This is a genomic window from Streptomyces sp. NPDC043861, assembly GCF_056435905.1.
This window is the reverse complement of the sequence record NZ_JBWKDP010000008.1, coordinates 140,793-167,326: the sequence shown is the minus strand read 5'-3', so window position 1 is coordinate 167,326 and position 26,534 is coordinate 140,793. Positions and strand designations below refer to the sequence as shown.

25 protein-coding genes are annotated in these 26,534 nt (G+C 69.5%); 6 read left to right on the top strand and 19 right to left on the bottom strand.

Features of this window, described 5'->3' with window-relative positions; all coding sequences use genetic code 11:
• The first annotated feature begins 160 nt into the window (after positions 1-160).
• Together AC068D_RS20125 and glxA are read left to right on the top strand one after the other, a co-directional pair.
• Positions 161-2,098: a glycosyltransferase family 2 protein gene (locus AC068D_RS20125; RefSeq protein ID WP_478824364.1), complete on the top strand. Its 1,938-nt coding sequence runs from the start codon at positions 161-163 to the stop codon at positions 2,096-2,098.
• A complete protein-coding gene (gene glxA, locus AC068D_RS20120) occupies positions 2,095-4,047 on the top strand; it encodes a radical copper oxidase GlxA (protein WP_478824363.1) in 1,953 nt (650 codons plus the stop codon). Before AC068D_RS20125 ends, glxA begins: the two co-directional genes overlap by 4 nt.
• A 103-nt stretch (positions 4,048-4,150) precedes the next feature.
• Here the strand turns inward: glxA and AC068D_RS20115 are convergent, their stop codons facing one another.
• From AC068D_RS20115 to AC068D_RS20050, 14 genes are all read right to left on the bottom strand, one after another.
• Positions 4,151-5,155, bottom strand: a complete 1,005-nt coding sequence (locus AC068D_RS20115) for a glycoside hydrolase family 6 protein (RefSeq protein ID WP_478824362.1) — start codon at positions 5,153-5,155, stop codon at positions 4,151-4,153.
• A 91-nt stretch (positions 5,156-5,246) separates the two neighbouring features.
• On the bottom strand, positions 5,247-5,930 hold the full coding sequence (locus AC068D_RS20110; protein WP_478824361.1) for a class F sortase: 684 nt from the start codon (positions 5,928-5,930) through the stop codon (positions 5,247-5,249).
• Positions 5,931-5,935: 5 nt separating this feature from the next.
• Positions 5,936-6,550: a hypothetical protein gene (locus tag AC068D_RS20105; RefSeq protein WP_478824360.1), complete on the bottom strand. Its 615-nt coding sequence runs from the start codon at positions 6,548-6,550 to the stop codon at positions 5,936-5,938.
• A gap of 100 nt (positions 6,551-6,650) precedes the next feature.
• Positions 6,651-7,430 (bottom strand): HAD-IIA family hydrolase, encoded by a 780-nt coding sequence (locus AC068D_RS20100; RefSeq protein WP_478824359.1) that lies wholly within the window; start codon positions 7,428-7,430, stop codon positions 6,651-6,653.
• A gap of 87 nt (positions 7,431-7,517) precedes the next feature.
• On the bottom strand, positions 7,518-9,068 hold the full coding sequence (locus tag AC068D_RS20095; RefSeq protein WP_478824358.1) for an alkaline phosphatase family protein: 1,551 nt from the start codon (positions 9,066-9,068) through the stop codon (positions 7,518-7,520).
• Between the two features lie 174 nt (positions 9,069-9,242).
• On the bottom strand, positions 9,243-10,304 hold the full coding sequence (locus AC068D_RS20090) for a 2-aminoethylphosphonate ABC transporter substrate-binding protein (RefSeq protein WP_478824357.1): 1,062 nt from the start codon (positions 10,302-10,304) through the stop codon (positions 9,243-9,245).
• Between the two features lie 181 nt (positions 10,305-10,485).
• Positions 10,486-11,283 carry an ABC transporter permease gene (locus AC068D_RS20085; RefSeq protein WP_478824356.1) on the bottom strand — a complete coding sequence of 266 codons (798 nt, stop codon included), beginning with the start codon at positions 11,281-11,283 and terminating at the stop codon, positions 10,486-10,488.
• The gene (locus AC068D_RS20080; protein ID WP_478824355.1) at positions 11,270-12,190 is read right to left on the bottom strand and encodes a 2-aminoethylphosphonate ABC transporter permease subunit; all 921 of its coding nucleotides are present in this window, start codon (positions 12,188-12,190) and stop codon (positions 11,270-11,272) included. The genes AC068D_RS20085 and AC068D_RS20080 overlap by 14 nt, the downstream gene beginning before the upstream one ends.
• A complete protein-coding gene (locus tag AC068D_RS20075; RefSeq protein ID WP_478824354.1) occupies positions 12,183-13,250 on the bottom strand; it encodes an ABC transporter ATP-binding protein in 1,068 nt (355 codons plus the stop codon). The genes AC068D_RS20080 and AC068D_RS20075 overlap by 8 nt, the downstream gene beginning before the upstream one ends.
• The gene (locus tag AC068D_RS20070; RefSeq protein WP_478824353.1) at positions 13,247-13,951 is read right to left on the bottom strand and encodes a phosphonatase-like hydrolase; all 705 of its coding nucleotides are present in this window, start codon (positions 13,949-13,951) and stop codon (positions 13,247-13,249) included. Before AC068D_RS20070 ends, AC068D_RS20075 begins: the two co-directional genes overlap by 4 nt.
• Positions 13,952-13,956: 5 nt before the next feature.
• Positions 13,957-15,093 carry a TIGR03364 family FAD-dependent oxidoreductase gene (locus AC068D_RS20065; protein ID WP_478824352.1) on the bottom strand — a complete coding sequence of 379 codons (1,137 nt, stop codon included), beginning with the start codon at positions 15,091-15,093 and terminating at the stop codon, positions 13,957-13,959.
• A 197-nt stretch (positions 15,094-15,290) separates the two neighbouring features.
• A complete protein-coding gene (locus tag AC068D_RS20060) occupies positions 15,291-16,049 on the bottom strand; it encodes a GntR family transcriptional regulator (protein ID WP_478824510.1) in 759 nt (252 codons plus the stop codon).
• A gap of 44 nt (positions 16,050-16,093) precedes the next feature.
• Positions 16,094-17,071 carry a hypothetical protein gene (locus AC068D_RS20055; protein ID WP_478824351.1) on the bottom strand — a complete coding sequence of 326 codons (978 nt, stop codon included), beginning with the start codon at positions 17,069-17,071 and terminating at the stop codon, positions 16,094-16,096.
• Between the two features lie 274 nt (positions 17,072-17,345).
• A complete protein-coding gene (locus AC068D_RS20050) occupies positions 17,346-18,659 on the bottom strand; it encodes an ROK family transcriptional regulator (RefSeq protein WP_478824350.1) in 1,314 nt (437 codons plus the stop codon).
• 55 nt (positions 18,660-18,714) lie between these two features.
• Here AC068D_RS20050 and AC068D_RS20045 point away from each other — a divergent pair, with 55 nt between their 5' ends.
• Both AC068D_RS20045 and AC068D_RS20040 read left to right on the top strand, forming a co-directional pair.
• Entirely contained in the window at positions 18,715-19,803 is a 1,089-nt protein-coding gene (locus AC068D_RS20045) for a Gfo/Idh/MocA family protein (RefSeq protein WP_478824349.1), read from the top strand.
• Positions 19,800-20,267: a heme-degrading domain-containing protein gene (locus AC068D_RS20040; protein WP_478824348.1), complete on the top strand. Its 468-nt coding sequence runs from the start codon at positions 19,800-19,802 to the stop codon at positions 20,265-20,267. Before AC068D_RS20045 ends, AC068D_RS20040 begins: the two co-directional genes overlap by 4 nt.
• 127 nt (positions 20,268-20,394) lie before the next feature.
• Here the strand turns inward: AC068D_RS20040 and AC068D_RS20035 are convergent, their stop codons facing one another.
• The 3 genes from AC068D_RS20035 to AC068D_RS20025 all read right to left on the bottom strand — a co-directional run bounded on the left by AC068D_RS20035 (position 20,395) and on the right by AC068D_RS20025 (position 22,550).
• Positions 20,395-21,255 carry a fumarylacetoacetate hydrolase family protein gene (locus tag AC068D_RS20035; protein WP_478824347.1) on the bottom strand — a complete coding sequence of 287 codons (861 nt, stop codon included), beginning with the start codon at positions 21,253-21,255 and terminating at the stop codon, positions 20,395-20,397.
• A gap of 116 nt (positions 21,256-21,371) precedes the next feature.
• Positions 21,372-22,145 (bottom strand): YidC/Oxa1 family membrane protein insertase, encoded by a 774-nt coding sequence (locus AC068D_RS20030; RefSeq protein WP_478824346.1) that lies wholly within the window; start codon positions 22,143-22,145, stop codon positions 21,372-21,374.
• Positions 22,146-22,238: 93 nt separating this feature from the next.
• A complete protein-coding gene (locus AC068D_RS20025; protein WP_478824345.1) occupies positions 22,239-22,550 on the bottom strand; it encodes a DUF6412 domain-containing protein in 312 nt (103 codons plus the stop codon).
• Between the two features lie 779 nt (positions 22,551-23,329).
• Here AC068D_RS20025 and AC068D_RS20020 point away from each other — a divergent pair.
• Entirely contained in the window at positions 23,330-23,890 is a 561-nt protein-coding gene (locus AC068D_RS20020; protein ID WP_478824344.1) for a hypothetical protein, read from the top strand.
• A gap of 16 nt (positions 23,891-23,906) precedes the next feature.
• Here the strand turns inward: AC068D_RS20020 and AC068D_RS20015 are convergent, their stop codons facing one another.
• Positions 23,907-24,662, bottom strand: coding sequence for a class E sortase (locus tag AC068D_RS20015; RefSeq protein WP_478824509.1), 756 nt, complete (start codon positions 24,660-24,662; stop codon positions 23,907-23,909).
• Positions 24,663-24,821: 159 nt separating this feature from the next.
• Here AC068D_RS20015 and AC068D_RS20010 point away from each other — a divergent pair, with 159 nt between their 5' ends.
• On the top strand, positions 24,822-25,826 hold the full coding sequence (locus AC068D_RS20010) for a tetratricopeptide repeat protein (protein WP_478824343.1): 1,005 nt from the start codon (positions 24,822-24,824) through the stop codon (positions 25,824-25,826).
• 123 nt (positions 25,827-25,949) lie between these two features.
• On the opposite strand, the gene AC068D_RS20005 is transcribed toward AC068D_RS20010, so the two are convergent.
• A complete protein-coding gene (locus AC068D_RS20005; protein WP_478824342.1) occupies positions 25,950-26,534 on the bottom strand; it encodes a DinB family protein in 585 nt (194 codons plus the stop codon).

The following is a 26,534-nucleotide window of genomic DNA, read 5'->3' as shown; positions in this document are numbered from 1 at the left end:
TCCGTGACGGGCATCATGCAACCGGAAGGCTGTCATCTCATGTCTACGGGGACGACGGCCCGCCATTGACGCGTCCGGGACGGCTGGTCGAGGGGGACCGAGGTCCGGGCAGAGAGATACGAACGATCACGCAGCCAGCAGGCGTGCGGGGGGATGACTCATGACGTCGACGCCGAACGGCGCCCGGCAGCAGGACAACGACCCTTCCCGGACCGCTCAGCTTCGGGTTCCCCCGCAGCTCCGCGCAGGGGGGTCCCGGTCGCGCCAGAAAAAGGCGCTCCCGCGGTACGACTACGAGCACTACAGCCGGCTCGCCGGGCCCCTCACCCAGCCCGACCGGTCGAAGCCGTACAAGGTGCAGTACCGCTCACTGATCTCGCAGGAGCCGCATCGCATACGGGCCGCGCTGCTCCTGGGAGCCGCGCCACTCGTCTCGCTCGGCCTCTTCGCGTGGCTGATGCAGCCTCAGCACTGGACCGAGCGCGATCCGAACCTCAAGGACGATCTGCTCCTGTGGCTCGACATCGTCATGCTGGTCTCGATCGGCCTCATCGAGCTCTTCCGCACGATGAACGTCCTGTCGAACGCACATGCGACGCTCGTCGCCCGTGACCCCATCCCCGTCGTGCCGGAGTCCGGCACCCGGGTCGCCTTCCTCACCTCCTTCGTGCCGGGCAAGGAGCCCCTGGAGATGGTGACGAAGACCCTGGAAGCGGCGGTCAGGATCCGGCACCGCGGACTGATGCACGTCTGGCTGCTCGACGAGGGCGACGACCCGGACGTCAAGGCGGTCTGCGCGCGCCTCGGGGTGCACCACTTCTCCCGCAAGGGCATCGCGAAGTGGAACCAGGCCAAGGGCGCCCACCGGGCCAAGACCAAGCACGGCAACTACAACGCGTGGCTCGAGGCACACGGCGGGAACTACGACTTCTTCGCGTCCGTCGACACCGACCACGTGCCGCTGCCGAACTATCTGGAGCGGATGCTCGGTTACTTCCGCGACCCGGACGTCGGGTTCGTCATCGGCCCGCAGGTCTACGGCAACTACGACACGTTCGTCACCAAGGCCGCCGAGTCCCAGCAGTTCCTCTTCCACGCCCTGATCCAGCGCGCGGGCAACCGCTACGGCGCCCCGATGTTCGTCGGCACCTCGAACGCGGTCCGGATCAAGGCGATCAAGCAGATCGGCGGTCTGTACGACTCGATCACCGAGGACATGGCGACAGGCTTCGAGATGCACCGCGCCCGCAATCCCGAGACCGGTAACAAGTGGCGTTCGGTCTACACCCCGGACGTGCTCGCCGTCGGGGAGGGCCCGTCGGCCTGGACGGACTTCTTCACCCAGCAGCTCCGCTGGTCGCGGGGCACGTACGAGACGATCCTCAAGCAGTACTGGAAGGGCTTCGGGACACTGCCGGCAGGCAAGCTCTTCAATTACACGATGATGATCATCTTCTATCCGATGTCCGCCCTCAACTGGATCCTGGCTGCGCTCAGCTGCGCGCTGTTCCTGGGCATGGGCGCCTCGGGTGTGCAGATCGACCCGGTGATCTGGATGATGCTGTACGGCAACGCATCGGCACTCCAGATCGGCCTCTACATCTGGAACCGCCGCCACAACGTCTCGCCGCACGAGCCCGAGGGCTCAGGCGGTCTCGCAGGCATGGTGATGTCCGCGCTCTCCGCGCCGATCTACGCCCGTTCCCTGATGGACGCCGTACTGCGCCGCAAGAGCAAGTTCGTGGTGACCCCCAAGGGCGACTCGTCCAGCCCGGACACCCTCTTCGGCACCTTCCGGATCCACCTCTTCTTCATTCTGGTCTTCGGCGGTTCGCTCGCCTCCTCCTTCTACTTCGGGCACGACCACCCCGCGATGATCACCTGGGCCTCACTGGCCCTGCTGATCACGGCGGCGCCCATCTTCGCCTGGCGGCACGGCATCCGCGAGGAAAAGAAGAAGAACAGCAGGAAGAGGCGGAAGAACACGCCGTCCGGCGGGGCGTCCGAGTCCACGCCATCAGCTGCCCACGAGCAGCAGAAGCCCAATTGGGCCCCCGACCAGACCATGCAGATCGCCCTTGGGGGACGTAAGAAATGAGCACCCTTCCCGTCCGGCCGAACTACCGCAAGAACAGGGCCCGGCGGATCCTGATAGGCGTGGCGGTAGTGGCAGTGGTCGCCGGATTCAACGGCCCCGCCCTCTACCGCTACGGCTCGGCGGAGTACCACGAGTACAAGATCAACAAGCCTGAGTACAAGGCGGCGAACGGCCACTGGGACTTCCTCGACGTCCCGTCCGAGTACCGGATCAACTCGATCCACGCCGCCCTGCTCCACACCGGCAAGGTCCTGCTGATCGCCGGGTCCGGCAACAACCAGAAGAACTTCGACGCGAAGAAGTTCGAGTCGGTGCTGTGGGACCCCAGGACCAACGACTTCAAGTTGATCCCGACGCCCAAGGACATGTTCTGCGCCGGGCACACCCAGCTGCCCGACGGAAAGCTGCTGGTCGCGGGCGGCACCAAGCAGTACGAGAAGCTCAAGGGCGACGTCACCAAGGCCGGCGGCCTGATGATCGTCCACAACGAGGACCCGGACAAGCCGATCACACTGCCCGCGGGCACCAAGTTCACCGGCAAGAAGAACGGCAAGACGTTCGTCACCAAGGACCCGGTGCTGGTCAAACGCGCGAAGAAGATCTTCGATCCGGCGACCGGCAGGTTCCTGCGCACCGAGGCCGGCCTCGGCCGTATCTACGTCGAGGCCGAGAAGTCCGGCAAGAAGTACGAGACAGGCACCGAGGACAACTACCGGGTGCACGGCCTCAAGGGCTCGGACGCGCGCAATGTCTACGGCATCGCGCAGAAGCTCGCCCTCGACAAGAAGGACTTCCAGGGCATCAGGGAAGCCTATGAGTTCGACCCGGTCGCCGAAAAGTACATCACGGTCGACCCGATGAACGAGGCTCGCTGGTACCCCACGCTGACCACGCTCAAGGACGGCAAGGTCCTCTCCCTCTCCGGTCTCGACGAGATCGGGCAGATCGTGCCCGGCAAGGACGAGATCTACGACCCGGAGACCAAGAAGTGGAAGTACACCGGGTTCGAGCGGCGCTTCCCGACCTACCCCGCGATCTTCCTGATGGACAACGGGAAGCTCTTCTACTCCGGTTCCAACGCCGGGTACGGGCCCGCGGACGTCGGCCGTGACCCGGGGGTCTGGGACCTGAAGAACAACGACTTCGAGAAGATCCCGGGGATGGGCGACCCGGACAAGCTGGAGACCTCCGCGACGGTGATGCTGCCGCCCGCCCAGGACCAGAAGTTCATGGTCATCGGCGGTGGTGGCGTGGGCGAGTCCGAGAAGTCCAGCAAGAAGTCGCGCCTCGTCGACCTCAAGGACCCCAGCCCTCGCTTCAAGGACGGCGCTTCGCTCGAGAAGGGCACCCGCTATCCGAGCGCCTCTCTGCTGCCGGACGACAGTGTGCTCGTCACCGGAGGCTCGGAGGACTATCGCGGGCGCGGCGGCTCCAACATCCTCCAGGCGCGGACGTACGACCCGAAGTCGGGCTCGTACAAGCGGGTGGCGGACCCGCGGGTGGGGCGCAACTACCACTCCGGCACGGTGCTGCTGCCCGACGGACGGGTGATGATCTTCGGCTCCGACTCGCTCTTCGCCGACGACGCCAACACCAAGCCGGGCGTCTTCGAGCAGCGGATCGAGATCTACACTCCGCCGTACCTCTACCGGGACAAGCGGCCCGGGATCAGCGGCGGCCCGAAGAGCATCGAGCGCGGCGAGTCGGGCACGTATCTGAGCCCGCAGGCGGCGAAGCTCAAGTCGGCGAAGCTGATGAGGCCGAGCGCGGTCACGCATGTCACCGATGTCGACCAGCGCTCGATCGCCCTGGAGATGACGAAGACAGCGGACGGTTTCGAGGTCACGGTGCCCAAGAACCGTGCCCTGGTCCCGTCCGGGTGGTACATGCTCTTCGTCACGGACGACAAGGGCACACCGTCCGAGGCCGTCTGGGTAGAGGTGCCGTAGCAGGCGGCGGCCCGGGACGCGGGCCGCTCCGGCGCGCAGTCGGCGTCCATGCACACGGAGGAGGGGTGCTCCCGCAGTCGCGGGAGCACCCCTTCGCCTTTGTCTACTTGGTGTTGCGGGCCAGTTCCAGCGCGTACTTCGGGTACCAGTCGCCGGCCTTCGGGCCGCCCTTGCAGTCGCCGTCCGACTCCCCCGGTCGCTTGACCCACAGATACGCGTCGACGAGCGGATCGCCCGTGTTCGTCGTGGGCCGTTCACCGAGCGCGCGGCCCGGCGGGTTGCACCAGTTCTCCTTGGGGTCGCCCCCGGAGTAGGGGCCATTGCCGTTGCGGCTGGTGTCGATCACGAAGTGCTTGTTCCCGACCTTCGCGGACAGCTTCTTGCCGAATTCCTTGCTGGCCGCGGTGGTCTGGAAGTTGGAGACATTGACCGCGAAGCCGTCGGCCTGAGCGATGCCCGCCCACTGGAGCGGTTCGAAGAGCGAGTCGGGCTGGGACCAGCCCGCGTTGCCCGCGTCCAGGTAGACCTTGGTGCCCGGCTGCTTCTTGAGCCGCGCGATCGCGCCCTTGAGCAGGTCGTACCGCTCCTCGTGGAATTCGTCGGGCGTGCACCCGTCCACGAGGTGCAGCACGGCGTCCGGTTCCAGGACGACCGTGGCGCGCCGGTCGCCGATGCCCTTGGCGACCTTGTCGACCCACTCCCGGTAGGCGTTTCCGTCGGCGGCACCGCCCTTGGAGAACTGGCCGCAGTCGCGGTGCGGGATGTTGTAGAGGACCAGGAGAGCGTCCCGGTCGGCCTTCCGGGCGGCCTCCGTGAAGCCCTTGGCCTCGGCCTCCGGATTGTCCGGGCCGATCCATTCGCCGACCGGCTGTTCGGCGATCTTCTTGATCAGCGTGGCGTTCTTGTCGTCACCGTCGTCGAGATACGAGGCGACCTGCTTGGCGGCCTTGCCGTCGGGGTTGACCCAGAACGGGTCCTTTCCCTTCGGCTGCTGCGCGATCGGCGGACGCTTGTCGTCGCCGTCGGAGGACGAACACCCTGCCAGCAGCAGCGCGGCCCCCACAGCGGCCGCTCCCCAGCGGACACGCCCGACGTAACTGCCGTACATCCACTCCCCCTTGGTGCAATGTTCTGCATCGTGTCAGGGCCACCCCCCAGGCGTACCCCGCTCCCGGAAAAACCGGCTGGAATCCATCGTCTCAGATCCCGTGCGCGGCTGTGAGATACGCCGACACGACTACGTTCGCCGTGTACGACCGGGATTCGCGGTCGAAGGTTCCACCGCAGGTGATCAGCCTCAGTTCCGCCCTGCCCGGCTGCCGGGCTCCGTACACCTTCTGGGCGTCGAACCGGTCCCGGCTGAAGACCTGCACATCGTCGATGGTGAATTCGGCCACCGAGCCGTCGGTCCTGGTCACCCTGACCTTCTCACCGGGACGGGACGCACTGAGCCCGTAGAACACCGCGGGTTCGGTCTCGGTGTCGACGTGACCGACGAAGAGCGCAGCGCCGGCGGTGCCGGGCATGGGCCCGGAACCGAACCAGCCGACGGTTCCCGGTGTGGTGTACGGCGGCGGGGCAACCGCGCCCGTGCCGTCCAGGCCACGGATCACAACGGGGGCCCTCACACCGATCGAGGGGATCTCCACCTTGGTGGGCCCTGCGGGCTTCAGCGGGGCACGGGCGGGCGGCAGCGGGAGGCCGAGAGGCCGGCCGACCGCGGCGACATCGCCGGTCGTGGGTGCCGAACTGCCGGCGGCGCCCCCGGTGGCGTCACGTCCCCAGAGCCAGAGACCGAGCAGCAGGACCGCCCAGCCCACCCCGGTGAGCAATCGGCCGGTGCCCGAGGGGCGGCGGCCGGCGGCGTTGTCATCACTGGCCACGGCGCTCAGTCCCGCTCCGCCGAACCGACACGGCGGCGCCGTGCGCTGCGGAACGCGACGGCCACCGCCGCCACTGCGGCCAGGACGAGGCCGATCACGGTGTGCGAGGTGCCGGGGCCCTGCTGGGGGGCCCGCTTGGCGTCCTCGGCTGCGAGGCCCGCGGAGGCTCCCCCGCCCCCGGCCTGTACCGGGGCGTAGGGGGTCCCGTCAGGATCGGGCCGGCTCTTCTGCCCCTCGCGCTCGTCCTCGATCCCGTCGAGGTCGAGTTCGATGTCCTGGCCCTGTTCCTTGTCCCGGCCCTGTTCCTTGTCCTGGCCCTGTTCCTTGTCCCGCTGCTTGTTCCAGTCCTTGTCGCGGGCCTGTTCCTTGTCCTGTTCCTTGTCCTGGCCCTGTTCCTTGTCCCGCTGCTTGTTCCAGTCCTTGTCGCGGGTCTGTTCCTTGTCCTGGCCCTGTTCCTTGTCCCGGTCCTGGTCCTGGTCATCCTGGTTCTGGTGGGTGCGGGCGACCGGGACCCTGGTCAGCCCTCCCTCTTCGGCATGCGCGGGTCCGGCCGCCGGCGCCAGCATCAGGACACCGGCGACCGCGCCGACCACACGGAGAGCAATGGCAACAGAACGCATCGTGAACCTCCTGGTGACAGAAGATTCACGCGGTTTGCCCGTTTTCGCATCTCCGGCGGACCCGAATGGGTCATGGCAGACGGGTTAGGGCGCGTACACGTCAGATGTAATCGACCAGGTCGGCGATCGAGTCGACGACCTTCGACGGGCGGAACGGATAGCGGTCGACATCCTGCGGCGTCGTCAGCCCGGTGAGCACCAGAAACGTCTTCATGCCCGCCTCCAGACCGGCGAGGACATCGGTGTCCATCCGGTCCCCGATCATCGCGCTGGTCTCCGAGTGCGCCCCGATCGCGTTGAGCCCGGTCCGCATCATCAGCGGGTTCGGCTTGCCCGCGAAGTACGGGTCCTTGCCGGTGGCCTTGGTGATCAGTGCGGCGACGGAACCGGTCGCGGGCAGAGGGCCCTCGGGACTCGGACCGGTCTCGTCCGGGTTGGTGCCGATGAAACGCGCCCCGAGGTTGATCAGCCGGATCGCCTTGGTCAGGGCCTCGAAGCTGTACGTACGGGTCTCGCCGAGGACCACGTAGTCCGGGTCCTGGTCGGTGAGGACGTACCCGATGTCGTGCAGAGCCGTGGTCAGCCCGGCCTCGCCGATGACGTAGGCGGTACCGCCGGGGCGCTGGTCGTCCAGGAACTGTGCGGTGGCGAGCGCCGAGGTCCAGATGTTCTCCACGGGCACGTGCAGGCCCATCCGGGCCAGCCGGGCGTGCAGGTCACGAGGGGTGTAGATGGAGTTGTTGGTGAGCACCAGGAAGGGCTTGCCGGTCTCCCGGAGCTTCTTGATGAAGTCGTCGGCCCCGGGGATGGGCACGCCTTCATGAATGAGGACACCGTCCATGTCGGTGAGCCAGGATTCGATCGGCTTGCGCTCTGCCATGAGGCGGACTCCTGCCGTACGCGATGTGCGAGGTGCGGTGTGCTGATGGGGCGCCGCCACGACGGTGTACCGGCGCCCCCAGCCTAATCAGGAAGCCGTCACCCTGACCCCGTCGATCACCCAGTACCAGTTGTTGGCACCGGTGTACCGGAAGCGGAAGCTCACGCTGGAGGCTCCGGCCGGGACCGCGACGGAGACCGACTGGGGCTGTGCGACCACGTCCGCGGTGTAGTTCTTGACGACGGTGGGAGTACCGCCGTTGAAGGAGGCCAGGATCCGGGCGGTCTGGCTGCCCTCCTGGCGGTAGTGGGTGGTGAAGTCGAGCCGGACCGAGCTCCTGCCGCTCACGTCGTAGGCGGGGCTGACCAGTGTGGAGTCGTAGCCGCCGGAATTCGACCGGTCGTCCCACTCGTCGGAGTCGGCCACGGCGAAGACACCTCGCGCGCGGACATTGAGCTCACGCCACTGGTCGCGATGGGTACGGGACCAGAATTCGTCGGTGGTGAAGGACCAGCCGTGCCACTCGGTGACACCGCCCGTGCCCATCGCGTTGTTGATGACGGACCAGCCACTCGGCGCGGTGTGGGTGAAACCGAGGACGGTGGCCGGGATGCCGGTCTCGTCGACCCGGGTGGTCAGCGAGGACTGCAGGGTGTCGAAGGGGTCGGCCACACGCTCCTGGACGGGCTTGCCGTCCAGTCCCCAGGCCGGGTCCGGGGTGATGCCGAGCTGCCTGAAGACGGTGGCGGCGACATCGACGAGACGGGTGTCGATCGGACGGGCGCCCGCGGCGATGCCGGGCCCCTGGGCAAGGACGAAGGTGCTGCGCTCCTCGATCGAACTGCCGCCGTGACCACCCGTGTTCACATGGCCGTGGTCGGTGGCGACGATCACGGTCCAGCGCTCGGTGGGATACGAGGGCCTGGCCCTGATGGCAGCGAGCAGGCGGCCTACGTAACCGTCCTGCACGGCGATGGCTTCGAGGTACTTCTGTCCCGTGCCGAGGCTGTGTGCGACCTCGTCGGTGTTGCCGAAGTAGACGAACAGCACGTCCGGGTTCTGGTTCCGCAGGACCGACTCGGTCTCGGCGGCGATGGTGGCGTCGTGGCCGGCGTAGCCGCCCGCGTCGCCGTCGAGGACCAGCTTGGCGTCAGCGCCCGGGGTGACCGTGCCCTGGGTGTCCAGCGGCTTCCAGTCGACGGCGGCGTAGGTGGAGAGCTCGGGCCGCACCTGCGCGAGACGGGCGAGAAGACCGGGGTACCTGCCGTAGTTCTTGCCGATGAAGGTGTTGTCCCTGACGCCGTGCTTGTCGGGCCAGACACCGGTGGAGATGGTCGACCAGCCGGGTCCCGAGGAGGTCGCGGCCATCGGATACGCGTAGAGCAGGGATGTGCCGTACGTGCCGTTCGCCATCATCGACTTGAGGTGCGGGGCCTCGGCTGCGTCGATGCGGTCGTGGCGGAGCCCGTCCATACCGATGACGAGCACCTTGTCCTTGCTGGTGCCGTTCGGGAGGGTCGGGGCTGCGGCGTGGGCCGCGCGGGCGGCCGCGAGGTCGGTGGCGGTGGCGGCGACCGCTGCGGTCGCGGCGCCCGCGGCGGCGAGCACGGTACGGCGGGGAATGCCGGGGGTCGGCATCTGGAGTCCTCCGTCGGAGAGTGGTGGCCTTACGGGGAAGTCGCTCCCAGCCCAACGCCCCTGCCGGAGCAGAGGCGTTGGTCCGTACCCGTTATCCTTCCGCGACACTCCTGTGGGTCGCCAGGGGCGTGCGGTGAACTCTTGGCTTCAGGTCGGCTTCGGGTCGGCTTCGGGTCAGCTTCCGGTGGCGGACTTCCATGAGTCGACGTACTTGTCGAGGTTCTCGTCGATCTCCTTCCAGTCCGGCTCGAAGACCTGGACGCCCTCCAGGATCCTGGCCAGCTCGATGGCGTTGGCGTCGGTGGCCTTGACGTCGTTGCGAGCAGCAAAGCCGCCACCGATCTCGCTGACCTGCCGCTGGGCCTTCTCGCTCAGCAGGTGGTCCAGGAGCTTCTTGCCGTTCTCGGTGTGCGGGGCATCGCTGACCAGCCCGGCGGCGTACGGCAGCGCAAAAGTGGTCGGCCTGCCGCCCTCCTTCGCCGGGAACCAGATGCCGATGTTGGGCATGGACCGGGACTGGGCGAAGTTCATCTGCACATCGCCGTTGGCGACGAGGATCTCGCCCTTGTCGACCTTGGGGGCGAGCTTGGAAGTCGACGAGGACGGTCCGACGTTGTTGGCCTGGAGTTTCGTCAGGTAGGCCATCGCCTGCTCCTCGCCGCCGAAGTCGTGCAGCGCCTTGATGACCACGGCGGTTCCGTCGCCCGCGACTCCCGGGGTCGAGTACTGGAGCTTCTCCTTGAACCTGTCGTCGAGGAGTTCCTCCCAGGTCCTGGGGGCCTCCTTCAGCTCCTTCTTGTTGTAGATGAAGCCGAAGTAGTTGTTGACGACGGAGGTCCACCTGCCGCCGCCGGACTTGTCGGCGCCGTTGACCTTGTCGGAGCCCGAGGGCTCGTACGTCTGGAGGAGGCCCTTGGAGTCGGCCTGCTGGATGAACGGAGGCAGGGTGACCAGTACGTCGGCCTGTGTGTTGCTCTTCTCGCGGACGGCACGCTGCACCATCTCGCCGGAGCCGCCCTCGACGTACTTGACCTTGATGCCGGTCTCCTTCTCGAAGTCCTTGAAGACCTGGTCGTACCAGCCGTCGCCGCTCTCGCCCTTGAGACCGTCGGCGCTGTAGACCGTGACGACCTTCTCGTCGGAGACGGCGGAGGAGCCTGCGCAGGCGGTCAGGGTTGCGGCGAGGGCGAGGCAGCCGGTGACGGCGGCGATCGGCCTGAGGTGGTTGCGACGCATGACGATGGACAACTCCTTGCGGGATGAGCGGCTTTCGCCCGGTGGCGGCAAGCGTTCCGGTGGGACTCGGTGGGCGGTCGGGACCCGGCTGTCGATGCCGGTGATCGGTGCGGGGTGGTGAGTGCCGGTGATGAGCGCCGGGTGTTCGGACGCCGGCGGTGGAAGCGCGGCGGTAGGGGGCTCAGCGGTAGGAGGCTCTGGTGCGGAGACGGGACACGGCGAGCAGAACGAGCAGCGTCGTGGCCATGAGGACCACGGCGACGGCGGAACCCGTGAAGAGGGAGCCACGGTCGGTCGCGGTGAAGATCAGCACCGGCAGTGGCATCCAGTCCGGCGGGTAGAGCATCATCGTCGCGCTCAGCTCCCCCATGGACAGGGCGAAGCAGAGACCGGCCGCGGCATTCAGGGACGGCAGCAGCAACGGCATCCTCACCCGCCACAGTACGTACGAGGGACGGGCACCCAGACTGGCCGCCGCCTGCTCGTACACCGGGTCGAGACGCAGGATCGCCGCCGAAACCGACTGGTGGGCAAACGCCGTGACAAGAACGGTGTGCGCAACGATCACGATCCAGGGCGTGCCGTTGAGGAGCATCGGCGGCTGGGAGAAGGCGACGAGTACGGCGAGGCCGACGACGACGGACGGCACCGCGACCGGCAGCATGAACAGTGCGTCGAGGAGACGGCGTCCGCGTCTGCCGAGCGATGCAGCGGCAAGCGCGGCCCATGTCCCGACACCCAGCGCGAGCACACTTGCGGTGACCGCGGTCACCAGGCTGGTGGTGAGCGCCTGGAGGGACTCGCCGCGGACGGCGGAGGCATAGTGCCCGGTGGTCGGCCCTGAAGGGAACGCCCCCGACCAGTTCGTCGAGAGCGACGCCGCGGCGACGACCACGAGCGGCAGCGCGAAGAGGGGCAGGAAGAGGGCGAGGAACAGGGCCCAGGCGGCCCATTTGCCCCATCGGCTATGCACCAGCACGCTTGCTCACCACCCGGTAGAGGCCGTAGAGACCCACGGAGATCGCGACGTTGACGACGGCGACGACACAGGCGGCCGCGTAGTCGGATTCGAGGATCGCCTTGCTGAAGACGAGCATCGGGAGCGTCGTGACGCCCTTGGCGCCGGTGAAGAGCACGATGCCGAACTCATTGAGGCACATGACGAGTACGAGGCTGCCGCCCGCCGCGAGCGCCGGGAGCGCCTCCGGCAGGATCACCTGCCGGATGATGCGGCCGGACCGTGCGCCCAGCGACGAGGCGGCCTCCAGCTGCGCGGTGTCGAGCTGCGAGAACGCGGCGAGCAGGGGGCGCATCACAAACGGCGTGAAGTACGTGATCTCCGCCAGGAGGACGCCCCAAGGGGTCGTCAGGAAGTGGAAGGGACCACTCGATGCGCCCGTGAGATCCGTCCACAGCCCGTTGGCCATGCCTACGGTGCCGTAGATGAACAACAGCGCGAGCGTGATCAGGAAGGAGGGGAAGGAGAGGAAGACATCGATGAACCTCGCGACCGCCCTGCCCCCGGGGAAGGGCACGAAGGCGATGATCAGCGCGAGTGCGAAGCCGAGGACAAGGCATCCTGCGGTCGACGCGACGGCCAGCCACACCGTGGTGCCCAGCGCCTCCCGGAATGCCTCGGACGCGAACACGTCGGCATATGCGCCGGGGGCGAGCGACTCCTGGACGACAAGTGCGAGGGGGTAGAGGAACACGACGCCGAGCACGGCGACCGGAGGAAGAGCCCATACCCATCGGGGAAGGCCGGTGCTTCGTGGGGAGAGGCCGGTTCTGCGTGAGGGAGTGCCGGTCTCCCGCGGGGCTCTGCCCTCGGAGCCGTCCGCCACCCCGGGGTCCACCGTGCCGAGGCGCCCGCCGGGGCTACCCATCGCTCATCCCTGCGGCCAGCAGCACAGCGTCCTCCGGCGCGAAGTGCACCGTCACCTCGTCGCCCAGCGCCGGTGTCTCCCGCAGCTCGGGCACGTCCGCCGTGAGCCGGTGCCCGTCGACGTCCACGTACAGCCGGTGTGTCGAGCCCCGCCACTGCACCTCGGCGATGCGTCCGCGCAGCGCGTTGGGCCCTTCGCCGAGTCCGACGAGGTGCGGGCGTACGCACAGCGTCGCCGTCGTGCCGGGCGCCGCGTCCGCCGTGGGCACCTTCAGCTCCGCGCCCGCGAACGACACCGTGTCCGAACCGACCTCCACCGGCAGCAGATTGGCGTTGCCCACGAAGGACGCGGTGAACTCGGTGCGCGGCCGCCGGTAGAGCTCCTGCGGCGTTCCGCAGTCCTGGAGTGCGGCCCGGTCCATGACAGCGATCCGGTCGGCGAGTGTGAGGGCCTCGACCTGGTCGTGGGTGACGTAGAGGATCGAGACATCGGGCAACTCGCGGTGCAGCCGGGCCAGTTCGGCAAGCATTCCGGACCGCAACCGGGCATCGAGCGCGGACAGCGGTTCGTCGAGAAGAAGCACCTTGGGCCGGATCGCCAGCGCGCGGGCGATCGCGACGCGCTGCTGCTGCCCACCGGACAGCTCCCGTGGATACCGCTTGGCGTAGGCCGCCATGCCGGTCATCTCCAGCGCCTCGGCGACCCGCCCCGGGATCTCACCCCTGGGCGTTTTCCTGGCCCTCAGACCGAACTCGACATTGCCCTCGACACGCATGTGCGGGAAGAGGGCGTACTGCTGGACGACCATGCCGATGCCGCGCCGGTGCGGGGGCAGACCGGTGACGTCCCGGTCACCGATGAACACCCGTCCGGAGACGGGCTTCACGAATCCTGCGACCGCACGCAGGGCGGTGGTCTTGCCCGAGCCGGAGGGGCCGAGAAGCGCCATGACCTCGCCGGGTCGGACGGTCAGGTCGAACGCGTCGAGGACGGTGCTGCCGCCGTAGGCGACGGACACGCGGTCGAACCGGATGCCGCTGCGGACGCCGCTGCCGCTCATATGTCCTCCTCCTCGAGGAGGCCGGGCAGTTCGGCAACGGAGCGGAGCACATGGGTGGCTCCTGCCTCGGTCAGCCGCGCCCCGTCGTGCGCACCGGTGAGGACGCCCGCCACCACACCCGCCCCGGAGCGCACACCGCTCAGCATGTCGTACGACGTGTCACCGGCTACCGCGATCTGCCGAACGCCGTCCACCACCCCCGTGCGCAGGAACGCCGCGAGCACCATGTCCGGCCAGGGTCGGCCACGGCCGCCGACGTCGGCCGGGCACAGGGTGAGCCGGACCAGGTCCCGCCAGCCGAGCGCGTCGAGGATCGCGTCCTGTGTGACCCGGGCGAAACCGGTCGTGAGGACTACGGTCCTGCCCTGCTCCTGGAGCCTCTCGATGGCGGCACGGGCGCCGGGGACCTCGGCGACGCGGCCGCCGTCCACGAGTTCGCCGTACGCCTCTTCGAAGGCTTCGTTGGCCTTCCGGGCGCCGGCCTCGTCGCCGAAGAGGTGGCGGAACACCGAGATCTTGGACTCGCCCATGGTGGCGCGTACGTAGTCCAGCTTCACCATGTGGTCGGGGGTCCCCGGCTCGACGCCGAGGCGCTGCGCCGCAACGGAGAACGCCTGCTCGACGAGGCCGCCGTCGGTGACGGTCGTGCCGGCCATGTCGAGGACGACGAGATCGGTGCGCGGAGTGTTCTGCGGGGTCATGTGGTTCACCAGCCCAGTTCGTCGGCGGTTGTCTCGGCGATGGCCGGCGAGCAGGTCATACCGCGCCCGCCGGGTCCGGTCACCAGCCACACGCCGTCGCGCACCTGCCGACGGTGCACGACGCGGGTGGTGTCGGTGCACTGCGCGTACACCCCGGCCCAGCGCCGGCGTATCTTCGGCAGCGGGCGGCCGAGGAAGCCCTCGACGACCCTCGTGAGGTGCTCGTAGGGGTCTTCGAGCGTGTCGAACGCGAAGGGGTGCTCGTACTCGTGGGTGTCGCCGATGGTCAGTCCGCCGTCACGGCGCTGCACCATCAGCAGCTGCATTCGGTGCTCGGCGGCGGCCGGCTCCTGCACCTGCCCCGCATTGAGGGCGTCGAGCGCACCGGATGCGTACGCCGGGTAGTAGCGGAAGGAGTCGGCGTCGGCGACGGACGTGGTCAGCGGCTCGCCCAGCGGATCGGTCTCCGCCATCTGGAGACGGACGCGGCGCACGGGCAGACCGGGGTCGAGCTCTCGGACGAGTCCGCTCAGCCAGGCGCCGGTGCACAGGACGACCGTGTCGCCGCTGTGCACATCACCGTGGTCGTCGCGCACGGCACTGCGCCCGTCGCCCGCTCGGCCGCTGACCTCGCGGACCTCCCGGCCGGGAAGGAAGGTGTAGCGGCCGGACGCCAGCAGGGCACCCCGCAGAGCGAGCTGCGCGGTGCGGGGCTCCACGGCCGCGTCCCGCTCGCAGTGCAGCGCGGAGACGAACTCACCACGCAGGGCCGGGTTGATGACGCGTGCCTCCTCGGCGGTGACCAGCTTGTAGCCGCGGGCGGCGGCGTCCGGCCGGGCCACCGCTGCCTCGGCGACGGCGAGTTCGAGGTCGTTGCGTACGGGGGTCAGTGAGCCGATGGCCCGGAAGCCGAGCTCGGGAACACGGGCGCCGATGCCCTCCCACAGCTCGCGGGCCCGCAGCGCCGTCTCCAGCTCCTCACCCCCGGCGCGGCCGCTGACCCAGATCTGGCCGAAGTTGCGCAGGCTCGCTCCGCGGGCCTCGGCTTCCCGCTCGATCTGCACGACCTCGTGGCCGCGTTCCACTGCGTGCCAGGCGTGCATGGTTCCCACCACACCTGCTCCTACGACGATGACTCGCATGGCCGCCACGCTCCTCGCGAGGGGTGGCCCGTCGGGGGCCGGCCGGCAACGGGACGGTGAACGAGCCATCAAGGTTGGCCCAGACCCGTTATCGTTTCGTTACCCAGTGGGGGTGCCGTCCCAGGTCTCAGGTCCCAGGCCCGCGCACCGATGGAAGGGTCCACGACGGGCGGCGCCCAGGGCCCCGACAGGGCTTCTCAGCCTCCGAGATGTGCGGAGAAGCTGAACCGGTCGCCCCGGTAGAGCGTGCGTACGCGCTCCAGGGGCCGCCTGGCCGTGTCCCTCGAGACACGGTGGATCAGCAGCATGGGGAGGGCGGGCGGAGTGCCGATGAGGAGCGCCTCGCGGGGCGTGGCCAGCACCGTCTCGATGCGCTCGTCCGCATCACCGAACTCGATCCCGAGCCGGTCGCGGAGGTAGGCGTAGAAGGACGAGTCGGGATTGAAGTCGGCGTCGAGCCGGGGCACCCGGGCGACCGACACATAGGTGCTCTCCAGACCCACCCGTTCCTCGTCGGCGAGCAGCACGCGCTCCATGTGCCAGACGGGCTCGCCACGCCGCAGTCCGGTCTCCTCGGCGAGCCGGGACGGGCAGGGGAACCGGTCGAGGGAGATGAGGTTGCGGCCCGGCGTACGGCCCTGACGCCGCACACCCTCGGTGTAGCTCGCGAGTGACAGCGGCTGCTCCAGCTTGGGGCCCGCGACGACGGTGCCCCTGCCCTGGCGGCGCAGCCGCCCCTCGAGGAGGAGCTCGCGCAGCGCCTGGCGCACGGTTTCACGGGAGACCTCGAACCGCACGGCGAGATCACGTTCGGTGGGCAGCAGTCCGCCCTCGCCGAGTTCGTCCAGGAGGGCGGCCACATGGGCTTTGACGGCGTAGTACTTGGGAATACGACCGTGCTCGGGGATGCCGGACCGGACGGGAGCTCCGGGGTTCTGGTCGTCGGGGTAGTTCAGGTGGTCCACCGGGGGATGCTCCCAGACGCGGGTGAACGGCCGGGTCAGCGGTGCCCGGAGCGGAGCCGGTGGGCACCGGCGAGGAGCATGAGCCCGGCGGCTACGAGCGCGCTGATGGCGGCGAGGACGCCGGTGCCGTATCTGGCGCCGGTCTTGGCGAGCTCGTCGGCATCGAGCGGGATCTGCTCCAGCTGCTGCTGTCGCTCGGACGCGAGCAGGCTGAATCGGTAGTCGGCGGACTCGCCGACCCAGTCACCGTCGGCGCCGCGGCGCTGGACGACGGCGGCGTTGGCGACGACGGAGTCGGCGAGCGTGTCCTCCAGGGGAAAGGCCAGCCGAACCGGAACGGCGACGACGGCACGGCCCGGGATGACGAAACCGCCGAACTCCTCCGGGGGAGCCGGGCTTTCCGTCGCCTCCCCGGCTTTCCTGTCCCCCTTTCCGCGCCCCGCGTTCCGCGCCCCTCCGAACGCGCCGACCGCCTCGCCCTGGTCGGTCTGTTCGAACACCACGGGGCGCCAGGCCCCACTGGCCGCGTCGAAGAACTCCATTCGGACACGGCCGGGGGTGAGCACATGGTCCCGGCCCGCGAGGACGACGACCGGATGGATGTTCCGGCACGAGTGGGCGGTGGTGTTGGTCAGCTCGACGGTGAACTGCCCGGTACCGGCCCCGGCCCGGTAGGAGGCCGGACCACCGTCGATCCTGGTCGCGATGGGGAAGCCGGAGGAGCCCACGTCCCCGCAGATCGGCTGCGGTGCCGCGGCGGCCGGGGACGGTGCGGCGGGGTCCGGCGCGGAAGCCGGAGCGCGGTAGGCGGACGAGGCGGGGGCGGCCACCGACCCACGGCCGTTCGGCAAGGTGGGGGCGTTCGGTGAGACAGGGGCGTTCGGCAAGGTGGGGGCGTTCGGTGAGGCGGGGGCGTTCGGCAAGGTGGGGGCAGCCGATGCCGTGACCACGAAGACGGCGGGTGCGATCGCTGCGGAGACGGCTACGGCGGCGAGGGCGCGGCGCAGTCGCATGGGGAACCCTTTGCTGCAGGGGTCGTCGTCCGGTCACACGCTGCCATGTCCGGCCCCGCGGCCGAGCGAACACCACACACAACCGATCGGACAGTCACACAATTACCCCCGGTCGGCCCAGTGGACGGCCGGCAGGACCGGCCGATCCGGGCCGGATCACGGAGGCCCGCGGCCGGCCGGCGGACGATCGGCGCACAGGAGACGAGCGCGGCGCCGACCGCGGCGGTGGCGGCCAGTGCGACGGGGACACCGGGGCGAGCTGCGCGGGGCCGCCTCAGCCGGGGTGGGACACGAACGCCACCTCGGCCCGGCCGAACACCGGCGCGAGCACCAGCTGAGCCGCCCCTTCGGCCACCCGGTAGGCCCCTCCCCCCGCGGGCGCCACCAACACCCGGGCGCGCGAGGGAAGCACGGAGCGCACTCCGCGTACGAACTCGGCCTCGGCCGCGGCGACGACCCTGCCGCCGAGCAGCACGTGGTCGACGTCGAGCAGCTCGGCCAGGTTGGCGACGCCGATGCCGAGCACCTTTGCGGCACCGGCGACGTCGCCACGGGCCGCGGCGGCCAGGCACATGGCTTCGATGCACCCGCGCTTGCCGCAGGCGCACAGGGGTCCGTCGAGCTGGACGATCTGGTGGCCGAACTCCCCGGCCTCCGTCCGCGCTCCCCGGTACAGCGCACCGTCGAGCACGAGTCCCGCGCCGATCCCGGTCCCGAGGTGCAGATAGGCGAAGGACCCGCTCTCCCCGCGCAGCAGCAGCCCGAGGGCGGCGGCATTGGTGTCCTTGTCGAGCACGACCGGGAGCCCGAGGCGGCCGGCCAGCTTGTCCCGCAGCCGGTACCCGTCCCACTCCGGGTAGCCGGTGACACGGTGGGGCACCCCGGCGCGGTGGTCGAGCGGACCGGGCATGGCGACCCCGACTCCGAGCACCCGCGCCCCGGGCTCCTCTCCCGGGCCGGGCGCCGGTGCCGCCTCGGCCCCGTCACCCGCCTCTGCACCCTGTCCGGCCCGGGCTCCCGGTCCCGCCGTCGCAGCCGCTTCCGCCGCCGCTCCCGTTGCGCTCGTGAGATAGCCGGCGTCCACGGTGCCCTTGTCCAGGGCATCGGCAAGCAGCGCCTGCACCTGCTCGGCCACCCGTCCGGTCACGGCATCCGGGCCGGCACCGAGATCGGCGGAGACCGCTCGGGTGGCGACCTGGGTGCCTGCCAGGTCCAGCAGGACCGCGGTCATCTCGTCCCGGTCCAGCTGCACCCCCACCGCATACGCCGCCGACGGCACCAGGCGCAGCACAGTGCGCGGTTTCCCCCCGGTCGAGGCGAGTCGTCCCGCCTCCGTGACCAGATCCTCGTCCCGGAGCCTGGCCGTGATCTTGCTGACGGCCTGCGGAGTCAGGCCGGTGCGGTCGGCCAGCTCCAGACGGCTGATGCCGTCCTCCCCCGCAATACGCAGCAGATCGAGCACGAGCGCCGCGTTGTGATTGCGCAGCAAGGGCAGATTGACGCCCGGGCCACCGCCCCAGCCGGCGGTTGTGGCCGCTCCCGAATCCTCGCCAAGGGCTCCTATCGCCCTGGCCCAGTTCACCCTCACGCTCCCATTGTGCCCCCCGCTTGCAGTTTGGCAACACCGTTGCTTAAGTGGAGCTGTGACTCGTACGGCCTCCTCCCCTCTCCGCGTCGGACTCGTCGGCTACGGCCTGGCGGGCTCCGTCTTCCACGCCCCGCTGATCGCGTCGGACGAGAACCTCGTCCTCGACACCGTCGTGACGTCGAGCGAAGAGCGCCGGGCACAGGCCCGTGCCGGATTCCCGGCGGTCCGGTTCGCCGCCGCCCCCGAGGAGCTGTGGGACCGCGCGGACGAGCTGGACCTGGTCGTGATCGCATCCCCCAACAAGACCCATGTCCCGGTCGCCACCGCAGCACTCCGGGCCGGCCTCCCGGTGGTCGTGGACAAGCCGATCGCCGGCACCGCCGCCGAAGCACGTGCGCTCGCGGAATTCGCCGAGCAGCACGGGCTGCTCCTCTCGGTCTTCCAGAACCGCCGCTGGGACAACGACTTCCTCACCCTGCAGCGACTGATCGCGGACGGCGAGCTCGGCCATGTCCAGCGATTCGAGTCCCGTTTCGAGCGCTGGCGCCCCCAGCTGAAGGGCGGCTGGCGCGAGTCGGGAGCCCCCGAGGAGATCGGCGGGCTGCTGTACGACCTGGGCAGCCATGTCGTCGACCAGGCCCTGGTCCTCTTCGGCCCGGCGGTCCGCGTGTACGCCGAGGCCGACGTACGCCGCCCCGGCGCCGAGGCCGACGACGACACCTTCATCGCCATCACGCACGCGAACGGTGTCCGCTCACATCTGTACGTCAGCGCCACCACTGCCCAGCTGGGCCCGCGTTTCCGGGTCCTCGGCTCGGCCGCCGGATTCGTCAAGTACGGCCTCGACCCCCAGGAGGCCGCCCTGCGTGACGGCGAACTCCCGTCCCCAGGGGCACCCTGGGGTGTGGAGCCGGAGTCGCTGTGGGGACGGATCGGTTCGGGAGAGTCCCCCCTCACCGGTGGCGGGACCCCCGTCGAGACCGTGCCGGGCGACTACCCGGCGTACTACGCCGCCGTCGCCGCCGCACTCCACAACGGGACCCCGCCTCCGGTCACCGCCCATGAGGCCGCTGCCTGCCTCGACGTCCTGGAGGCGGCGCGCCGCTCCGCCCGCGAGGGCATCGCCGTGGAACTCGGCGCATGAAGGGCGTGCCCGGCATTGCCGCGCTCGAGGCCCAGGAGCAGCAGCTGACGCTGCGTCGCTTCACACACGACGACGCCTGGACGCTGGGCTCGATGCTCGTGGAACTCGCCCGTGAGCGCCGTGCGCCGGTCGCGATCGACATCCGGCACGGGTCGCAGCAACTCTTCCACTGCGCGCTGCCGGGTTCGTCGGCCGACAACGACGCCTGGATCGACCGCAAGCGCCGCGTCGTGGAGCGCTATGGCGAGAGCTCGCTCCTCGTCGGCAGCCGTTTCCGGGCCAAGGGCACGACGTTCGAGGACTCGTCCCGCCTCGACCCGGACCTGTACGCGGCGCACGGCGGCTCGTTCCCCATCCATGTCGAAGGCGCAGGCACCATCGGCACAGTCACGGTCTCCGGCCTCCCCCAGGCCGAGGACCACGCGATGGTGGTCGAGGCACTGACCCGCCTCAAAGCCACCTGACGCCGCGGAGGGGGTGAATCCCCCGCACCCCCTCCGCGGCCCCCTTCGCCGGGGCTTTCACAGCCCCTGCTTGCTCGGCAGCCCCTTCCTTTCTCGGCAGCCCCTTGCGGACAGCCGGCGGGGCGGGCTACGCGTCCTCGAACTCCTGCCGCTGCCGCCCGAGCCCCTCGATCTCCAGCTCGACGACATCCCCTGCCCTCAGGAACGGCTTGGGTTCCGGCTGCCCCAGGGCCACACCCGCAGGGGTGCCGGTGTTGATGACGTCACCGGGGTAGAGGGTCATGAACCGGCTGACGTACCGCACCACTTCGGCCACCGGGAAGATCTGGTCCGCGGTGGAGCCGTCCTGCTTGAGCTCACCGTTGACCCAGAGCTTCAGCGACAGCGCCTGCGGATCGGGGACCTCGTCCCGGGTCACCAGCCAGGGCCCGAGCGGGTTGAACGTCTCGCAGTTCTTGCCCTTGTCCCACGTGCCGCCGCGCTCCAGCTGGAACTCGCGCTCCGACACATCGTGTGCGACCGCGTACCCGGCGACATGCGCGAGCGCCTGCTCCGCCGACTCGAGACAGCGCGCGGTACGTCCGATGACCACCGCGAGCTCGGCCTCCCAGTCCGTCTTCTCGCTCCCGCGCGGCACGAGGACGGTGTCGTTCGGGCCGACCACCGTGTCCGCGGCCTTGAGGAAGACGACCGGCTCGGCCGGTGCCCCGGCCCCGGTCTCCGCCGCGTGATCGTGGTAGTTCAGCCCGATGCACACGACCTTGCCGATATGCGCGAGCGGCGGGCCGATGCGCAGCCCGGTCGCGTCGAGCACGGGCAGGTCCCCCGCCCCGGCCGCCGCCCGGACCCGCTCCAGCGCGCGTTCGTCGGAGAGCAGCTTCCCGTCGATGTCCTCGACCAGCCCGGACAGGTCCCGAAGGGTCGTCCCGTCGTGGTCGAGCAGCGCCGGGCGTTCCGCGCCCGCCGCACCGACACGCAACAGCTTCATGGTCTTCTCCCAGTGGTCGAGGTGAGCCCCGGCCGATGGAGTGCGGCCATCGGAGGATTGGCCGATCGTCCAAGAGTTCTGGACAGCCTGCAAGACCCTGTTCACACACTGGACCGTTACGCGGCGGTAGCAAGTGCCCCGGCAGCCGGCATGTCCCGGTAGAGGAACACCCTCTCGACCGCGCTCCAGGTGGTGCTGGTGACGACATAGAGCGCGGCCGCGAGCGGCACCACCGCCACGGTGATGAGCGTGGCGAAGGACAGCAGCGGCAGCACCTTCGTCACCGCCCCCATGCCCGGCAGCTCCGGCAGGGCATGGGCGTCCGTCCGGTCCTTCCCACCCGTCGGACCCTGGCTGCCGGTGGTCGCGAGCTGCCGCTTCGTCCGCACATAGGTGAACGTGGCGACTGCGCCCACGATCGCGAACAGCACGACGTACACCAGACCCGCCGGCCCGAACACCCCGCCGTCCCCCAGCGCATCCAGCCACCGCCCGCCGAGCGGGGCACCGAGGAGTTCACCGCCGACGCTGCCGCCCGAGAACAGGTGGTAGAGCAGAAAGAACGCCGGCACCTGCATCAGACTGGGCAGACACCCCGACAGCGGCGACACCTTCTCCCTTGCGTGCAGTTCCAGGACCGCCGTCTGCAGCCGCTCCGGGTTCTTGCCGAACTTCCTGCGCAGGTCGGCGACCTGCGGTGCGAGCCGTGCCCGCGCCTTCTGGCCACGGGCCGCCGCCCGCGAGAGGGGATGGACGGCGAGTCGCACCAGCGCGGTGAACAGGATGATCGCAGCGGCGGTCGCGGATCCGTGGAACACGGGCTGGACGAGGTCGGCGAGCTGCTCGACCAGGGAAGCGAAAACGGATGTGATTGATGCGAATACGGACATGGAGGCCCTCCGGGTCCCGTCGTGCCGGAAACAAACAGACATGTCGGCATGACGGCCCGCGAAGGGACGCAAGAAAACGAAGGTCAGGTGCCCCTACGCGGCCGTCGTGAACGGGCAGCCGGGAGCTCGGGGCCTGGTCCGGCCCGAGGCGTCGGGGTCACGCTGCGGCAGAAAGGCCGTGCGCTGCTCACGGTCGCGTATCGCCGTGCGTATTCGTGTCGGCTGCACACGCGGCACCGACCGGGAGAGGATCAGCGCACAGGAGACGAGCGCGGCGCCGACCGCGGCGGTGGCGGCCAGTGCGACGGCCGTGGAGAGGCCGATCCCTTCGGCGACGAACACCTCGACGAGGACGAAGAGCAGCAGCGCGAGCGGTTGCAGCATCCGCCACGAACGTCCGGTCATCGTCTGCCCCCTCGTCTCTGTCGCCGGTCTCTTCCACCGACCTCGTCCGCGATACGAACCTTCATTCGTTATACACGAGCAAAATCGCCCATGGGTTCCCTGTGGAAAACCCGGATCGGCAACCGCCTCACGGCCGAACCTCCCTGCGGTCGGACACCCTTCCGTGTCGAGCGGTTCCGGCTGCTGCTGCGGCCGCGGCCGCAGCTACGGCTGCCCGGATCCGCCGGTCTCCGGTCGCGTCCCGGCCCAGGATGCATCCCGACGTCCGCCCGGCGGCACACCACCCGCTGCCGGGACTCGCCGCCGCAGGCGTCGGCGGCGGCCCTGCTGAATGCGACCCTGCCCCGCCTCGCCGTCGAGTCCCTACCTCCGGAGCGTGCCGGCCATGGGATCCGGCGCCAACAACACGGCGCGCCAGATCGGTTCGTCCGCGGACGAGGACCTGACGATCACGGCGGGCGCGGGCGCGGCTCTCATGGTCTCGGCGAGGTTGTCGCCGGTGGGCGCGGTGGCCGTGCTTGCGTTCCGGACGAACGAAGCGGAACACCACAGCCGCAACCGCCGATTGACCGACCGGCGCCGGAAAGAGGGCATCACCGCGAGACCACGCCCCGTCCTCGGCCTGCCGGAATTCCGAGGCCGGTATCCGCCGATCCCCCGATTCACCCACCTCAAATTACGCTCAGGAATGCCCTGTTCCTCTCCACGCAATGGCCATATGCATGCCTTACTGATGCCCACAGCACTTCCAGGGGGAGAGCTCCAACGCGAGGAGACTCATGGCCGTCATCACCGGGCAGAGCAGGGGCGTCACTGCTGCGCGTGCACTGCCGAGCCGCTGTGCGCGACGCCGAGCCGGCATCGGCTTCGCCCTGATCGCCACTTCCCTCGTTCTGACGGTGAGCAGCTGCACCAACGCCCCGGAGGCCAAAGACCGCACGCCTCCCCCTGTCCCTGCGCCCTCTGCGCCGCCCGCGAGCGCCCCCGCCGGCAGCGGCGACCGCGCCACGCACATCACCGACGGGAGCGTCAGCGAGGCACCCAGGCTTGCCGCCGAGGGAAAGGTCCTCCTCAACGCCCGCTCCCGCACGGGAAACGCGACACTTCCACTGACCGAAAAGATCGGCGCCGGGAAATTGGGCATCCAGGTCAACTGCCAGGGAAAGGGGACGCTCAACGTGGCCATCGACGCCATAGGCCTCAGCTTCCTCCTGCCCTGCGCACCCCACGAAGTCAACAGCACATACAACGAGATCCATCTGAAGAGGGCACGTACCGAAGGCAGCGTCCGCGTCACTGCGGAGGCGACGGTCCGCTGGTCCCTGACCGTCGAGCGATGAGGGCGGGACGGCGGGCCTACTGACGCGGCCGCATCGAGGCAAGCTTCCCCCACACCACGAGCCGGTGCTTGGAGGTGTACTCGGGCGTGCACGTGGTCAGCGTCAGGTAGTAACCAGGGCGGCTGTAGCCGTAACCCGGCTTCACCACGCTCCGCGGCACGGCAGCGATCACCCCGCTGTCGCGCGCGGAGGTCTGCGGCAGCCCCTTGTCCACCACGTAGGTGAAAACGGCCTCCCGCGTCTCGATCTCGACCTTGTCCCCGGCCCGCAGCCGGTTGATGTACCGGAACGGCTCACCGTGTGTGTTGCGGTGCCCGGCGACTGCGAAGTTCCCGGTCTGCCCCGGCTGGGCGGTCCGCGGGTAGTGCCCGACGTACCCCTTGTCGAGCACGCCCCGTTTCGCCACGCCCTGTGCGACAGGCGCGACGACGCCGAGCCGCGGGATGCGCAGGACGGCGTACGCCTGATCCCACCGGGGACCGCTTCGGCGGGGCGGGGCATGGCGGACGGGGTCGCTCGCGTCCTGCTCCTCGCCCCGCTGCTCCCCCGCGCCCGGATCCGCGTCGTCCGTCTTCGCCCCTGTCTCCCGCTCGCCCTCGGTCTCCGAAGGGGCCGCCTCCCCCCATTCCCGCTCGAGGGCCTGAACCTGGCGCTCCGCGCCCTCTCTGGCCCGCAGGTTGGTCCACCACAGCTGATGGGCGACGAGAAGCAGCACGACGACCCCGACGGTGACGGCGACCTCGGCCGCGGCCCACAGCCCGCGGGCGAACATCACCCGGCCGCCCGGGGTGGTCCGCCGCCCCTGTACGACCACAGGTATCCGCTCAGCCGTCCGCTCCGGCATCCGCTCCCGCACGGCCCGCACGATAAGGGCAGCCCGTCCAACTCACCAGGGCCCTGCGAAGCCCCGTACAGCAGTACGGTGTGCTGCATGCGCCCCGACACGCCTGCCGACCACACCACCGAAGCCGAGCGTCTGCTGCGCACCGCGGAGCAGTACCCGGAGGACCGTGAACCGCTGCTGCTCCAGGCCGCGGCCCATCTGGAACTCTCGGGCGACCGCGCCCGCGCGAGCGGTCTGTACGACAGTCTCCTCTCCGCCGGTCCGGAGAACCCCCACCTGGTCAAGGCGCTGCAGGCGTCGAACCTGTGGGAGTACGGCCACGAGGCCGAGGCCCGGGCGCTCATCGACGGCATCCGGGCGGCCGCCCCGGACGACGCTGCCCCCTGGGAGATCGTCGCCGACACCCTGGAGGCCCACGACGAGCTCGACGCGGCCCACGACACCTTCACGACGGCCGTGACCCGCTTCGTGGACCCGGACGACGAGATCCCGTACGCCTCCCAGTCCCTGCTCACCGGCCGCCACCGCGTCCGCCGCCTCCTGGCCCTTCCGCACGACAGTTGGGACATGCTCGCGGACCGCCTCCACACGGCGGCCGTCCCCCTCGACGAGCTCCACGACCCGAATCGCCTCTGGTCCCTCGGCTCCTCCGACCCGATCGAACTCCGCGCCGAGATCGCCCGTCTGCGCACCGAACTCGGCACGTACCGCGCGGCGCTTTCTCGCCCCTTCCCGGTGGCGGTCCTGCACTGGCCGGCTCCCGAACTCACCGAACTCCTCACCGCGTACCCCGCCCTCACGCCGGAGTACCCGGCCCACGAGAGCCACCTCACGGCCATCGAATCGGCCCTTCGCGACCTCTCCTCCACGGGCACGGGCAACCTGGGCATCGTCACGGGCACGGTCCCCTCGTACGAGGCCTTCGCAGCCTCCGAGGCCACGTCCCCCTCGGACCCGAACCTCCTCCCCCAGTACGCCACGACGCTGGCGGCCCGTGGGAAGGCCCTGCCATGGCCTCCGGCGAAGGCGTCGGGCTGCTGGTGCGGGTCGGGGGCGGCGTACGGGGGGTGCCACGGGGCGGAGCAGGTCTGACCTACTGACCGGCAGCAACGGGGCGGCCAGCTCCCAGAGTTCATCAGGAACCAGACGCTTCGATGGATCAGCACCCACGACCGGCATCATGCCGCACGAACATCAAATTACGTGAGACAACCTCTAAGCCTTGATTGGTGCGGCCGACCTGGCGGCCTGCTCGATCTTCGCGCAGTAGGCTGCACGGGCTTCCTCGTCGATCTGCTTCTCAAGTTCGGCGCGCAACCCGGTCCGGCCGTCGAGGCCCTCGCGCAGGATATCGGCGTGCCCGGCATGCCGGATGGACTCGCCGAGGACATGGACCATGATGGCGAACAGGTTGGTGGCGGCATAAGGCTCCGGCCACCACGGCACGTGACCGGGGGCGTCGAGGGGAAGCTCGTTGATCGTCGCGTCCGAGTGTTCCCACGTGCGCCGGTAGAACCCGATGATCTGATCGCGGGTCTCGTCCTCGGTCGCCCACAGATCGCTGCCGTTGGAGTCCTGCCACCGGGGCAGCAGTTCCGGGGAAGGGCGGTCGAAGACCTCGCCGAAGTACCTGGCCTCAACGGTGGCCACGTGTTTGACCATGCCGAGGAGGTTGGTCCCGGTCGCTGTCAAAGGTCGGCGGGCATCGTATTCGGACAAGCCGTCGAGTTTCCAGAGCAGCGCTTTGCGGTCCCGCCGCAGTCTCCCGTGCAGATTGTCTTTCGCAAACTCATCGATCAT

What these genes read in the sequence shown, in the direction of transcription:
- AC068D_RS20125 (WP_478824364.1), top strand. Translation starts at nt 161, where the DNA reads ATGACGTCGACGCCGAACGGCGCCCGGCAGCAGGACAACGACCCTTCC.
- glxA (WP_478824363.1), top strand. Translation starts at nt 2,095, where the DNA reads ATGAGCACCCTTCCCGTCCGGCCGAACTACCGCAAGAACAGGGCCCGG.
- AC068D_RS20115 (WP_478824362.1), bottom strand. Translation starts at nt 5,155, where the DNA reads ATGTACGGCAGTTACGTCGGGCGTGTCCGCTGGGGAGCGGCCGCTGTG.
- AC068D_RS20105 (WP_478824360.1), bottom strand. Translation starts at nt 6,550, where the DNA reads ATGCGTTCTGTTGCCATTGCTCTCCGTGTGGTCGGCGCGGTCGCCGGT.
- AC068D_RS20100 (WP_478824359.1), bottom strand. Translation starts at nt 7,430, where the DNA reads ATGGCAGAGCGCAAGCCGATCGAATCCTGGCTCACCGACATGGACGGT.
- AC068D_RS20095 (WP_478824358.1), bottom strand. Translation starts at nt 9,068, where the DNA reads ATGCCGACCCCCGGCATTCCCCGCCGTACCGTGCTCGCCGCCGCGGGC.
- AC068D_RS20090 (WP_478824357.1), bottom strand. Translation starts at nt 10,304, where the DNA reads ATGCGTCGCAACCACCTCAGGCCGATCGCCGCCGTCACCGGCTGCCTC.
- AC068D_RS20080 (WP_478824355.1), bottom strand. Translation starts at nt 12,190, where the DNA reads ATGGGTAGCCCCGGCGGGCGCCTCGGCACGGTGGACCCCGGGGTGGCG.
- AC068D_RS20075 (WP_478824354.1), bottom strand. Translation starts at nt 13,250, where the DNA reads ATGAGCGGCAGCGGCGTCCGCAGCGGCATCCGGTTCGACCGCGTGTCC.
- AC068D_RS20070 (WP_478824353.1), bottom strand. Translation starts at nt 13,951, where the DNA reads ATGACCCCGCAGAACACTCCGCGCACCGATCTCGTCGTCCTCGACATG.
- AC068D_RS20065 (WP_478824352.1), bottom strand. Translation starts at nt 15,093, where the DNA reads ATGCGAGTCATCGTCGTAGGAGCAGGTGTGGTGGGAACCATGCACGCC.
- AC068D_RS20055 (WP_478824351.1), bottom strand. Translation starts at nt 17,071, where the DNA reads ATGCGACTGCGCCGCGCCCTCGCCGCCGTAGCCGTCTCCGCAGCGATC.
- AC068D_RS20040 (WP_478824348.1), top strand. Translation starts at nt 19,800, where the DNA reads ATGAAGGGCGTGCCCGGCATTGCCGCGCTCGAGGCCCAGGAGCAGCAG.
- AC068D_RS20035 (WP_478824347.1), bottom strand. Translation starts at nt 21,255, where the DNA reads ATGAAGCTGTTGCGTGTCGGTGCGGCGGGCGCGGAACGCCCGGCGCTG.
- AC068D_RS20030 (WP_478824346.1), bottom strand. Translation starts at nt 22,145, where the DNA reads ATGTCCGTATTCGCATCAATCACATCCGTTTTCGCTTCCCTGGTCGAG.
- AC068D_RS20025 (WP_478824345.1), bottom strand. Translation starts at nt 22,550, where the DNA reads ATGACCGGACGTTCGTGGCGGATGCTGCAACCGCTCGCGCTGCTGCTC.
- AC068D_RS20020 (WP_478824344.1), top strand. Translation starts at nt 23,330, where the DNA reads ATGGCCGTCATCACCGGGCAGAGCAGGGGCGTCACTGCTGCGCGTGCA.
- AC068D_RS20015 (WP_478824509.1), bottom strand. Translation starts at nt 24,662, where the DNA reads ATGTTCGCCCGCGGGCTGTGGGCCGCGGCCGAGGTCGCCGTCACCGTC.
- AC068D_RS20010 (WP_478824343.1), top strand. Translation starts at nt 24,822, where the DNA reads ATGCGCCCCGACACGCCTGCCGACCACACCACCGAAGCCGAGCGTCTG.
- AC068D_RS20005 (WP_478824342.1), bottom strand. Translation starts at nt 26,534, where the DNA reads ATGATCGATGAGTTTGCGAAAGACAATCTGCACGGGAGACTGCGGCGG.